Raw genomic sequence first — 12,220 nt, forward strand, 5'->3', positions numbered from 1 at the left:
ACACATGAACAACGCAAGCGACCGCTACCTCGTCCCGGGCCTGGCCCGTGGCCTGCAATTGCTGGGCTGCTTCACCCGTCAGGAGCCGCAGCTCACCGGCGCCGAGCTGTCGCGCCGCCTGGACGTGCCGCGGGCCTCGGTGTTCCGCCTGCTGCAGACCCTGGAACAGATGGGCTTTGTCGAACGTGTCAGTGACAGCCCCAACTACAAGCTGAGCATCGGGGTGCTGCGCCTGGGCTTTGAGTACCTGGCCTCGATGGAGCTGACCGAGCATGGCATTCCGATCATCGAGGGCCTGCGCGACCAGAGTGGCTATTCGGCCCACCTGGTGGTGCGCGACGGGCGCGAGGTGGTGTTCGTCGCCAAGGCCATGGGCCGCCAATCGGTGTTCCATTCGATCCAGGTCGGCGCGCGCTTGCCGGCCCACGCCACCGTGCTGGGTCGCCTGCTGCTGTCCAACCTCGACATGGCCGGCCTGTCCCAGCTCTACCCCGAGCCCGAACTGCACGCCTACACACCCAAGACGCCGACCACCCTGGTGCAGCTCAAGGCCCTGATCGACCAGGACATGGCCAATGGCTATGGCATCAGCCAGGGCGGCTTCGAAACCGGTATCTCCACCATCGCTGCCCCCGTTTTCAATGACCGCCACCAGGTGGTGGCCGCGGTCAGCATGACCGTGCCGGCGCAGCAGATCGAGGCCGATCAGGCGCGCACCCTGGTTCAACTGGTGCAGCAAGCCGCTGCCCAGGTCACCCAACGCATCAGCCATCTGCCCCAGCGCAGCGGTTGACCGTCAACCCCGTCCCACCCCCCACACCATGACCACAGCAGCCCCTCATCGCATCACCGTTGGCGAACTTGCCGCCCGATTCCTAGAGCAATGTGGTGTTCGCGCCGCCTTTGGCGTGATCTCGATCCACAACATGCCCATCCTCGACGCCTTCCACCGGCGTCAGAAGATCCGATTCGTGTCGGCACGGGGCGAGGCCGGCGCCTGCAACATGGCCGATGCCTACGCCCGGGTCAGCGGCGCCCTGGGGGTGTGCGTGACCAGCACCGGCACCGGCGCGGGCAATGCCGCCGGCGCCATGATCGAGGCCCTCACGGCCGGCACCCCGATGCTGCACCTGACCGGGCAGATCGAGTCGCCCTACCTGGACCGCGACCTCGGCTACATCCACGAAGCGCCGGCCCAACTGGCCATGCTGCAGTCGGTGGGCAAGGCGGCTTTCCGCATCCGCAACGCCGAAACCGCCCTGGCCACCCTGCGCGAGGCGGCCCGCCTGGCCTTCACCCCGCCCTGCGGGCCCGTGAGCATCGAAATCCCCATCGATGTGCAGGCCACCCTGCTCGACCTGCCGGCCGACCTGCGTCCGCTGCCGCTGCGCCCGGTGCTGCCCGAAGCCGAGAGCGTGCAGGCCCTGGCCGATGCCCTGGCTGGCGCCAAGCGCCCCCTGCTGTGGCTGGGCGGCGGCGCACGCGGCGCCAGTGCCGCCGTGGCCCGCCTGGTGAAGATGGGCTGGGGCGTGGTGACCTCCGTGCAGGGCCGCGGCATCCTGGCCGAGGACCACCCGGCCAGCCTGGGTTCCTACAACCTGCAAAAGCCCGCCGAAGACCTGTACCAGACCTGCGACGCCCTGCTGGTCGTGGGCTCACGCCTGCGCAGCAACGAAACCCTGCGCTACAAGCTCAAGCTGCCGGCATCGATCTACCGCATCGACGCCAATGCCCTGGCGCACAACCGCGGCTACAACAGCCAGTACTTTGTGCAGGGCGATGCCGAGCTCACGCTGAACGCACTGGCCGACCTGCTGGAAGGCCGCATGCAGGTCGACCCGCAGTTGGTGCCCGACGTGCAAAAGGCACGGGCTGCCGCCGCCGCCCATGTGGACGACACCCTGGGCGCCTATGTCGAACTCAAGAACCAGGTGGGCGCCGCGGTCGGCAAGCAGCTCTGGTGGGTGCGCGACATCACCTTGTCCAACAGCATGTGGGGCAACCGGGCTCCGGTGCTGGACCACCCCCGCGCCGGCGTGCACGCCCTGGGCGGGGGCATCGGCCAAGGCCTGGCCATGGCCATCGGCACCTCTGTTGCCAACACCGAGCACCAGTTGGGCCGCAAGACGGTGGCCCTGGTGGGCGACGGTGGCTTCATGCTCAATGTGGGCGAACTCGCCTGCGCCGTGCAGGAGAACGCCGACCTGGTGGTGATGCTGATGAATGACAGCCGCTATGGCGTGATCAAGAACATCCAGGACGACATCTATGGCAGCCGCCATTGCTACGTCGAGCTGCACACCCCCGATTTCGCGAACTTCTGCGCCAGCCTCAAGGCCCGCCATTTCCTGCTCGACAGCCCGGCGCGCACCGCCGAGGTGCTGGGCCAGGCGCTGGCCGCCAAGGGCCCGGTGGTGGTCGAGGTCGACATGAAGGCCTGGGGCCCGTTCGCCGCCAAGTTCGCCGGCCCCATCCTCAAGAAGGAGGCTGCATGATCCAAGCCACCACCCAAGCCACCACCCAAGCGATCACCCAGGCCCACCCCGGGCGGGAGACCCAGCCTGTCACCCTGATCGGGTTTGGCGCGATCGGACGATCCATCTTTCAGCGCCTGGCCGGCCACACCGGCGTGCGCATCACCCACATCGTGGTCCAGGCTGCCGGCCTGGATGAGGCGCGTGCCGTGGTGGGCGATGCCGCCACCGTGACCACCAGCGTGCCCGCCGAGACCACGCTGGTGCTGGAATGCGCCGGACACGCGGCGCTCATCGAGCATGTGGTGCCTGCATTGCAGCGTGGCGTGGAATGCGCTGTGCTGTCGATCGGCGCCTTGTCTGGCCCGGGCATGGCCGAGCAACTGGCCGAGGCTGCCGAGCAGGGCGCCACCCAGCTGCACCTGCTGTCGGGTGCCATCGGCGGCGTGGACGCCATTGCCGCCGCGCGCCTGGCCGGCCTCAGCGAGGTGCGCTACACCGGGCGCAAACCGCCCTCAGGCTGGCGCGGCACCCCGGCCGAAGACGTTTGCGATCTGTCCGCCATCACCGAGCCCACCGTGATTCTGGAAGCCACGGCCCGTGAGGCCGCCCAGCTGTATCCCAAGAACGCCAATGTGGCCGCCACCCTTTCGCTGGCGGGCCTGGGCCTGGATGCCACCCGGGTGTGCCTGATCGCCGACCCCACCGTGAGCGAGAACATCCACCAGATCAGCGTGCGCGGCGAGTTCGGCGAGATGGAGCTGACCATGCGCGGCAAGCCACTGGCCGACAACCCCAAGACCTCGGCGCTGACCGTGCTGTCCGGGCTTCGTTTCCTGCACAACCGCGGCGCCGCCGTCACTGTCTGAGACCCTCCATGACCGAAAAACTGCAAACCCTGCTGGCCGGGCGTTGGCGCGATGCCTCCGGCCCCGAGTACGCCACCGAATACCCGCACGACGGCAGCACCGTCGCCACCCTGCATGCGGCCACCGCCGCCGATGTGGACGAGGCGGTCCAGTACGCCGAGCGTGCCCGTCAGCAACCCGCCTGGGCGGGGCTCAAGCGGCATGAACGGGCGGCCATCCTGCACCGCATCGCGGCCGGTATCCGTGAGCGCGGTGAAGAGCTGGCCCAGCTGCAGCGCCTGGACAACGGCAAGCCGATCAAGGAAACCCGAGCCCTGGTGGCCAGCGCGGCAGGCACCTTCCAGTTCTTTGCGGCGGCTTGCGAAACCTGGGAGGACCAGCTCACCCCGGCGCGCGGCGACTACTTCACCCTGAGCGCGCACGAGCCTCTGGGCGTGGTCGGGGCCATCACCCCCTGGAACTCCCCCATCGCCAGCGAGGCCCAGAAGCTGGCCCCGGCGCTGGCAGCCGGTTGTGCCGTGGTGTTCAAGCCCGCCGAGATCACCCCGCGCATGGCCATCGAGCTGGCCCGCATCGCTGAGCAGGCCGGTGTGCCCGAGGGCATCATCAGCGTGCTGCCGGGCAAGGGCTCGATCGTGGGCGATGCCCTGGTCAAGCACCCGTTGATCAAGCGCATCGCCTTCACCGGCGGCACCACCGTCGGCCTGGGCATTGCCCGCCTGGCGGCTGAAAAGCTCATGCCCACCTCGCTGGAGCTGGGGGGCAAGTCGCCCACCATCGTGTGCGCCGACGCCGATCTGGACCACGCCGTGGCCGGGGTGCTGTATGGCATCTTCAGCTCTTCGGGCGAGTCCTGCATTGCCGGCTCACGCGCCTTTGTGCATGAAAGCGTCTACGCCGAGTTCAAGGCCCGCCTGCTGGCCGGCGTGAAGGCGCTGCGTGTGGGCGATCCCTCCAGCGAAAGCACCCAGATGGGTCCCCTGGTCAATCAGGGCCACCGTGCCTCGGTCGAGCGCTACGTGCAACTGGGCCTGGACGAAGGCGGCCAGTTGCTGGCCGGCGGCGTGCGGCCCGAGGGCGCTTTGTTCGAGCGCGGCAGCTACTACACCCCCACCGTGATCGAAGGCCTGCCCAACAGCGCCCGCATGTGCCAGGAAGAAATCTTCGGCCCGGTGCTGGCCCTGCTGCCCTGGCGTGACGAGGCCGACCTGGTGGCCCAGTGCAATGACAACGTGTTCGGCCTGGCCTCAGGCATCTGGACGCGCGACTACAAGACCGCCTGGCGCCTGGGCCAGGCCCTGCAGACCGGTACCGTCTGGGTCAACACCTACAAGGTGTTCTCGGTCAGCACGCCCTTCGGTGGCGTCAAGATGAGCGGCACCGGGCGCGAAAAAGGCCGCCTCGGCATCCTGGAGTACACGACCCAGAAGAGCTGGTACTGGGGCCTGAACGAGTCGCCCATGCCCTGGGCCACGGCCTGAAGCAGCCACCACGCTAAGCAAGGAGTAGCGAGTCATGGATCTGGGAATTTCGGGCCGCAAGGCCCTGGTGTGCGGCGCCAGTTCAGGCCTGGGCCTGGCCTGTGCCGCCGCGCTGGTGCGCGAAGGTGTGCAGGTGGTCATCGTGGCCCGCACCGAAGGGCCCCTGCGCGAAGCGGCCGAGCGTCTGAACGCCCTCGGGCCCGGCCGGGCCGACTGGGTGGCGGCCGACGTGGCCAGCGCCGAAGGGCGCGCCCGCATCTTTGCAGCGCACCCCGACTTCGACATCGTGGTCACCAACGCAGGCGGCCCACCGCCAGGCGACTTCCGCCAGTGGCAGCGCGAGGACTGGATCAAGGCCCTGGACGCCAACATGCTGGCGCCCATCGAGCTGATCAAGGCCACGCTGGACGGCATGATGGCGCGCGGCTTTGGCCGCATCGTCAACATCACCTCCAGCGCCGTGAAAGCCCCGGTGGATGGGCTGGGCCTGTCCAATGGCGCCCGCAGCGGCCTGACCGGCTTTGTGGCCGGGCTGGCGCGCAGCACCGTGGCCCGCGGCGTCACCATCAACAACGTGCTGCCCGGCACCTTCGACACCGTCCGCCTGGCCGGCAACTTCGAAGCCCAGGCGCGGCGTGAAGGCAGCACCGCCGAGGCCGTGCGCGCCGCCCGCATCGCCCGCCACCCGGCGCGTCGCCTGGGTCAGCCCGACGAGCTTGGCAACACCTGCGCCTACCTGTGCAGCGTGCATGCGGGCTACATCAATGGGCAGAACGTGCTGTTGGATGGGGGGTCTTACCCGGGGACGTTCTGACTTCTGCCCTGGGACCGGGCTTGGGTCTTTGGGGGCGCGAGTCTGAGCTGGGCAGCCCGATGGGCCGCGCAGTCATTTGCCAGCCCCCTTGATCCTGTCGGGCCTGAGAACCATGGCGAGCGCATGCGTTGGCAGCCACAGACTCCTTGCATTCTTGGACGATCGCCCAGCAAGGAGCAAGCGCATGAAACAAGTGCCCGCCTCGGACTCTGTATCCCTGTCAGGTCTGCTGGACGTGTTGCGGGACGCCATTCACCGCGGGCGCCGTCAAGCGCTGCGGGCGGTGGACGTGGTGCAGGTGACGACCTGTTGGGAGATCGGGCGCCACATCGTTGAATTTGAGCAAGGTGGCACCTCTCGGGCCGCATATGGCCAAAGGTTGCTGCCCCGGTTGGCTGAGACCCTCAGCCGCGAGTTTGGTAAGGGCTTTGACGTCTCCAACCTCAGACACATGCGTGGCTTCTTTCTGGGCTTCCCAATTCGCGACGCACTGCGTCGCGAATTGAGTTGGACCCACTACAGAATGCTCTTGCGCGTGAGCGATCAGAAAGCTCGCCGTTGGTACATGACAGAAGCGGCCAGCCAGAATTGGAGCTCACGGGTCCTTGATCGGCAGATCGATACCCTTTACTACGAGCGACGTTTGCTCGACACCGATCAAGTCATGGCCCCCGCTGATAACGGGCCTGCCCCCGCGCCAGAGCCCAGACCGCGGGACTTTGTGCGAGATCCTGTGATGTTGGAGTTCTTGGGCTTGCCTGGGTCGGGCCGGTTGCTGGAGTCCAGCCTAGAGCAGGCCTTGATGGACAAGTTGCAATCCTTCTTGCTGGAGTTGGGGCAAGGATTTGCCTTCGTCGCACGTCAGCAGCGGCAGCGGGTGAGCACTGATTTTCAGGATTTCTATATTGATCTGGTGTTCTACAACTACCTGCTCAAGTGTTTTGTACTGATCGATCTGAAAACCGGTCGATTGACCCATCAGGACATTGGGCAGATGGACATGTATGTGCGCATGTACGACGAACTCAGGCGTGGACCTGCCGACAACCCGACTGTTGGCATTCTGTTGTGCGATCAGAAGGATCTGTCGGTGGCACGGTATTCCGTCTTGAAGGGCAGCGAGCAGATCTTCGCATCCCAGTACAGATTGGTTTTGCCGTCGGAAGATGAATTGCGCGAGGCCATCGAACAGGAGCGTGCGAGCTGGGAGGACATGGCGCCCAGGACGCGCAGGCCGCCCCGTCGCGAGACCTGAGTCACCTCGGGCTCCCATCATGGGGCACGTTGTCGAAACGTGCCCCGCCGAGGATGCGCACGCCCGTGCGATCCTCTTGCATCACTTCAAACGGTTGGCTGAGGCACGCTCAAAGATCCAGCACCAGGCGCTCGCTCTTGCAGCCCGACACGCAGATCATCATCACCTTGTTGGCCGCGCGTTCCGCGGTGCTGAGCACCGAGTCGCGGTGGTCGGGCTGGCCCTCCAGCACGCGGGTTTCGCAGGCGCCGCAGATGCCTTCTTCGCAGCTGGTCACGCAATTGATCTTGGCGGAGTTCAGGGCCTGCAGCAGGCTTTGGCCGGCCTCGACGGTGATCGACTTGCCCGAGCGCTTGAGCTCGACCGTGAAGCTTTGGCGCGCATCGGAGGCGGCGGCCACCTCGACGGCAGTGAAGCGTTCGATGTGGGCGTTGGCGTAGCCCAGCTCGGCGCAGAACTTTTCAAAGGCGTCGAGCATCACGGCGGGGCCGCAGGCGTAATAGTGGGTGTCCGCCTGGGCGGGCCGGGCGGCCAGCAGGGCTTTCAGGTCAGGGGGGCCGCTCTGTTCGTCGTCGAAGTGCAGGTGCAGCGGTGCGCCCAGGGCCTGCAGCTCGGCGATGAAGGCCGCGCTCTTGCGCGAGCGGGCAAAGTACAGCACTTCGAATGAGCGACCCAACTGCTTCAGCCGGGTGGCCATGCACAGGATGGGCGTCACACCGATGCCGCCCGCCACCAGCACCGAGTGGCCTGCGTCTTCGTGCAGCGCGAAGTTGTTGCGCGGTTCGCTGATGGCGATGGTCTGGCCCACGCGCAGGGCTTCGTGCACACAGCGGGAGCCGCCGCGGCTGCGCCGGTCTTTCAGCACGCCCAGCACATAGCGGTGGCGCTCACCGGCGGCGTTGAGCAGCGAGTAGCTGCGCACCAGCCCGTTGGGCAGGTGCAGGTCGATGTGGGAGCCGGCGGCGAACTCGGGCAGTTCACCTCCGCCGGCGCGCCGCAGTTCGACGCTGTGGATGTCCTCGGCCTCGTAACGAAGCGCGTGGATGTAGGCATTGAGTAGATTCGACATGGCCGTGACGGGGGCTGTGGGTGGGGTCGGGAGGGCTTGAGTTTAATGTCGGTCACAGAGCGCTGCGCCCCCGAGGCAAGCTGGTAGCCAGGGCTTGCCAGGTGCGGTCGGGGGCGCTTGTCAGTCGCTTTGAGGCCGCTTTGAGAGCGTGCCGGGCGGTTCAGGCCGCTTGCGCTCAGGCCGGGGTGGCGGTGCGGTCGATCTGGGCCTGGGCCAGGCCCTTCAGGTGACGGCGCAGGCGCACGATGCCCATGTCGTGGGCGTACAGGAACTCGCGCTGGTTGGCATCGGGCTCCATGGTCTCGACGGCCACACGGTCTTGCTCCAGCACATTCCAGTGGCGTTGCTCCAGGCGGTTCTTGTACAGGAAGCGCCAGGTGTCGCGCTGCCAGCCGTCCACCTTGCGGCAGCGCCAGTGGAACACGCCCGAAGCCTGGCGGCTGATGGGGGTGTAGCTGCCGATGATGGCAAAGTTGCCGCCAGGGCCGCCGGTCTTCGGGTACGGGATCTCGAGGCGCATCAGGTGGATGCCGGTGTCGATCCACTCGGTCCAGTCGAAGTTGACGTTGCGCTGGCCCTTTTTCTCGAACACGAAGCCGGTGTCGGTGTCGCGGATGTGGAATTCGGCCGTCACATCGCCTTCGTACATGGTGTGCGACTGCTTGTGCAGGAAGGTGCCGTGCATGGGGTCGATCACGTTGTCGATCACATAGCGGTAGTCGCAGCCCCACTCGGTGTAGCAGAGGAACGAGGACCACTCGGGCGAGGTCAGCTCTTCAGGCAGGCGCAGCGGCGGCGGGGTGTCGATTTGCGGCTCGGTCGAGTTGAACAGGAAGATCGCGCCATTGCTTTCGACCGCATGGAACATGCGGGTGGTACGCGAGCCTTCCAGCTTGCAGCCGGGCATGGCGGGCACGCTGGTCACGGTGCCGTCATGGCTCACTTCCACGCCGTGGTAGGGGCAGGCGATGCGATCACCCAGGATCACGCCCAGCGACAGCGGGGCGCCGCGGTGCGGGCAGTGGTCTTCGAGCGCGTGGACCTTGCCTTCATGGTCGCGCCACAGCGCGATCTTGTAGCCCATGCGGCGCAGCGAGATCGGGTCGTTCTTGAGGAAGGACGAGGGGCAGATCGGGAACCACAGGTCTTTCAGGCCCACGGCCAGGGCGGCGTCGACCGGGTCTTGCTGGAAATAGACGTTGGACGTTTGCATCTTGAGGTGCTCCAGGGTGAGGGGGGATCAGGCGCCGAGGCGGGCCATTTCGGCCTTGAAGGTCTCAACCGTCCAGGGCTGGCTGTTGGGGCCGGCGGGGCCGGCCTTGTTCAGGTAGTCGATCAGGGCTTCGATTTCGTGCAGGCCTTGCGCGAAAGCACGTTCGATCGAGTCGCCCAGCAGGGTCTCGTAGGCCGTGGGCGGCGCTTCGCGGTGCTGGTGGGTTTCGTTGTAGAGAGGGGGGGTGGCGCTCATCAATAACCTCCGGAGGGTTCGTGGGGTGATCTGAGGGAATCAGTCTTTGGGGCGATCGGTCATGAAGCGACCGCTCGGTGCATCGGCGTTGACCTGGCGTCGTGTCTGGCCGTCGATGCCCCCCTTGATGGCCCATTCCGCAAACACGGTGGGGCCGGGGGTGAAATCGCGGGCCTGCCAGTCGGCGGTCAGCTCGTCTTCGTCGGTGTAGTACTCGACCAGGGCACCGGCCGGGCTGATGAAGTACCAGAACAAGGCCGACGAAATCGGATGCCGGCCCGGGCCGAGCTCGGTGCTCCAGCCACAGCGCGACATGTGCATGCCGCCGCCAATCACTTCGTGCAGGTCACGCACGGTGAAGGCCACGTGGTTCAGGCCGGCGCGGGGCTCGGGCAGTTGCAGCAGGAACAGGTCGTGGTGGCCGCCCTCGAGGGCGCAGCGCATGAAGTGGCCGCGACCCGGGTAGCGGTCGGACACCACGAAGCCCAGGTGTTGTTCATAGAAGGCGGTGGTGGCTGCGAGGTCTTTCACGAAGAACACCACGTGGCCCACTTCGACCGGCGTGGCGCGGTCGTAGGCCGGGCTGGGCTGGTTCACCCGGCCGCGTGTGGCCCAGGTGTTGGTCTGCGCGCAGGGCAGGTCCAGCACGCGCTTGCGCGTCACCTGCACCCGCACGGCCAGGCCGTTGGGGTCGGTGCAGCCGATGCGCTGGCCATCGTCGACGTAGCCGGGCTGGCCGGCCAGGCGCGAGCGCAGCACGTCCAGTTCGGCGTTCGAGCCCACGGCCCATACCACTTCACGCAGTGTGGGGTCGGCCTCGATGCCGGCGGGCAGGCCAGGCTTGTCGGAATGGGCCACCTTCACGCGGCAGCCGTTGAGCGACTCGAACACCAGCTCTTGCGGCTCCTCGGACACCAGGTGAAGGCCCCAGTCGCTGAAGAATTGGCGGCACTTGGCCAGGTCCGCCGCACCGAAGGTGATTTCGTCAATGCCCTGAACACTCATGTTGTTTCCTCGTGGGTGGCTGGCCAGGGGCTCAGCGCTTGACCTTGGCCAAGGGGTGGCTGGGCGGGTAGGTGGGGGTCACCGGCTTGGGGTTGCCGATCATCACGCACATCAGGGCTTCTTCGTCACCGATGTTGATCACGCCGCGGTACACGCCCACGGGCCAGGAGATCAGGTCGCGTTCGCCGGCTTCCATTTCCCAGGTTTCACCGTTCAGTTCGGCAATCAGCTTCACGCGGCCGCGCATCACGAAGAACACTTCTTCGGCATCGGTGTGGATGTGCAGCGGGCCTTCGGCGCCGGCCGGCAGGATCATGGTGGAGAAGGTGAAGTGCTCGGCCACCACCGTGTTCTCGTCGCTGTCCACGCCGGTGGCACCGGTGCCGATGTAGCGCATCTGGGCACGGGCGTACTTGGGGTCGAAATCAGCCTGGAACTTCAGGGCCTCCCAGTCGTAGCGGCGGGTGGCGCGCGTGGCCACACGCGACTTCAGCCATTGCCCCAGATCCATGCCCTCAGGCGGTTGGTACGCGGTTTGCACGCCTTCGGCGGCCGCAGATGCACTCATGACGTTCTCCAATCCGGTTCGTTTCTTAGGTAAAACATAGTTTCGTGATTGAAACGAGCCAAGTCTATAGCAGAGTGGCCGAAATTCAAAGAATTTCAGATCAATGCTTGAGTGGAAAACTCGGGGCCTGGGCCGCGCAGCCGGCGGGCGGGCTCAGGCCTGTCGGGGGGCGCGACAGGAGGTGGGCGCGTGGCGCCCGGGGCGGCTCAGCCCTGTCGGGCCGCTGCGGCAATCTCCAGCGAGCGCAGGCGCAGGGTGGGATCGAACACGTCGCTGACGAGCATGAATTCGTCGGCCTGGGTCAGGTCGGCCAGCCGCGCCAGGCCCTCACGCACGGTGCCAGGTCCGCCCACCACGGCGGCGGCCAGAAAGTCGTCGACCGCGGCGCGTTCTTGGGGTGCCAGCTGGGCACGGAAATGCGGCAGCGGGGGCTGAAGGCGGCGTCGGTCACCGGTCAGGATGCCCAGCACCCTTTGGTAGGTGCTGCTGGCGAGGAATTCGGCCTCTTCATCGGTCGGGGCTGCAATCAGCGGCACGCCAATCACCACATACGGCTTTTCAAGCGTGGCCGAGGGCTTGAACAGGCGCCGGTACAGGTCCACCGCCTGCAGCAGCAGGCGCGGCGCAAAGTGCGAGGCAAAGGCATAGGGCAGACCGCGCTCGGCCGCCAGCTGGGCCGAAAACAGGCTGGAGCCCAGCAACCAGATCGGCACCTGGGTGCCGGCGCCCGGCATGGCGATCAGGCGCTGGCCGGGCTGCACCGGGCCCAGCAGGCGCTGCAGTTCGGCCACATCGCGTGGAAAGTCTTCTTCGGTCTCCACCCGGTCCCGGCGCAGCGCCCGCATGGTCAGCCCGTCGGTGCCCGGTGCGCGGCCCAGGCCCAGGTCGATGCGGCCCGGGTAGAGCTCGGCCAGGGTGCCGAAGGCCTCGGCCACCACCAGCGGTGCATGGTTGGGCAGCATCACGCCGCCCGAGCCCACGCGGATGCGCTCGGTACCGCCAGCGATGTGGCCCACCAGCACGGCGGTGGCCGAGCTGGCGATGCCACTCATGTTGTGGTGCTCGGCCAGCCAGTAACGCTTGAAGCCCAGCTTTTCGGCGTGCTGGGCGGTGCGCAGGGCGATGGACAGCGCGTCGGCCACGGTGCCGCCTTCGCGAACCGCCACCAGATCGAGCATGGACAGGGCAATGTCTTGCAGTGATTTCATGCCGTCCAT

Annotated in this window: 12 protein-coding genes; 6 read left to right on the forward strand and 6 right to left on the reverse strand. The window is 66.8% G+C overall.

The window, feature by feature from the left end; translation table 11 throughout:
- The first annotated feature begins 4 nt into the window (after positions 1–4).
- The 6 genes from AC3WUT_RS24430 (at position 5) to AC3WUT_RS24455 (ending at position 6,893) form a co-directional block, all read left to right on the forward strand.
- On the forward strand, positions 5–793 hold the full coding sequence (locus AC3WUT_RS24430; RefSeq protein ID WP_492349656.1) for an IclR family transcriptional regulator: 789 nt from the start codon (positions 5–7) through the stop codon (positions 791–793).
- A 28-nt stretch (positions 794–821) separates the two neighbouring features.
- Positions 822–2,495 (forward strand): thiamine pyrophosphate-binding protein, encoded by a 1,674-nt coding sequence (locus AC3WUT_RS24435; protein ID WP_492349657.1) that lies wholly within the window; start codon positions 822–824, stop codon positions 2,493–2,495.
- Complete coding sequence (locus AC3WUT_RS24440; protein WP_492349658.1) at positions 2,492–3,343, forward strand: aspartate dehydrogenase; 852 nt, start codon at positions 2,492–2,494, stop codon at positions 3,341–3,343. The genes AC3WUT_RS24435 and AC3WUT_RS24440 overlap by 4 nt, the downstream gene beginning before the upstream one ends.
- An 8-nt stretch (positions 3,344–3,351) precedes the next feature.
- Positions 3,352–4,824 (forward strand): aldehyde dehydrogenase, encoded by a 1,473-nt coding sequence (locus AC3WUT_RS24445; protein ID WP_492349659.1) that lies wholly within the window; start codon positions 3,352–3,354, stop codon positions 4,822–4,824.
- A 34-nt stretch (positions 4,825–4,858) separates the two neighbouring features.
- Positions 4,859–5,638, forward strand: coding sequence for an SDR family oxidoreductase (locus AC3WUT_RS24450; protein WP_492349660.1), 780 nt, complete (start codon positions 4,859–4,861; stop codon positions 5,636–5,638).
- A 184-nt stretch (positions 5,639–5,822) separates the two neighbouring features.
- Positions 5,823–6,893 carry a PDDEXK nuclease domain-containing protein gene (locus AC3WUT_RS24455; RefSeq protein ID WP_492349661.1) on the forward strand — a complete coding sequence of 357 codons (1,071 nt, stop codon included), beginning with the start codon at positions 5,823–5,825 and terminating at the stop codon, positions 6,891–6,893.
- 109 nt (positions 6,894–7,002) lie between these two features.
- On the opposite strand, the gene AC3WUT_RS24460 is transcribed toward AC3WUT_RS24455, so the two are convergent.
- From AC3WUT_RS24460 to AC3WUT_RS24485, 6 genes are all read right to left on the reverse strand, one after another.
- Positions 7,003–7,962: a PDR/VanB family oxidoreductase gene (locus tag AC3WUT_RS24460; RefSeq protein ID WP_492349662.1), complete on the reverse strand. Its 960-nt coding sequence runs from the start codon at positions 7,960–7,962 to the stop codon at positions 7,003–7,005.
- 175 nt (positions 7,963–8,137) lie between these two features.
- Positions 8,138–9,175, reverse strand: a complete 1,038-nt coding sequence (locus AC3WUT_RS24465) for a Rieske 2Fe-2S domain-containing protein (protein WP_492349663.1) — start codon at positions 9,173–9,175, stop codon at positions 8,138–8,140.
- Positions 9,176–9,202: 27 nt separating this feature from the next.
- Positions 9,203–9,430: a recombinase-like helix-turn-helix domain-containing protein gene (locus AC3WUT_RS24470; RefSeq protein WP_492349664.1), complete on the reverse strand. Its 228-nt coding sequence runs from the start codon at positions 9,428–9,430 to the stop codon at positions 9,203–9,205.
- 39 nt (positions 9,431–9,469) lie between these two features.
- On the reverse strand, positions 9,470–10,435 hold the full coding sequence (locus tag AC3WUT_RS24475; RefSeq protein WP_492349665.1) for a VOC family protein: 966 nt from the start codon (positions 10,433–10,435) through the stop codon (positions 9,470–9,472).
- 31 nt (positions 10,436–10,466) lie between these two features.
- Complete coding sequence (locus tag AC3WUT_RS24480) at positions 10,467–10,946, reverse strand: cupin domain-containing protein (RefSeq protein ID WP_492349712.1); 480 nt, start codon at positions 10,944–10,946, stop codon at positions 10,467–10,469.
- A gap of 263 nt (positions 10,947–11,209) precedes the next feature.
- Entirely contained in the window at positions 11,210–12,220 is a 1,011-nt protein-coding gene (locus AC3WUT_RS24485; protein WP_492349666.1) for an LLM class flavin-dependent oxidoreductase, read from the reverse strand.

Source organism: Curvibacter sp. EU05-FHT14A10, from assembly GCF_058791075.1.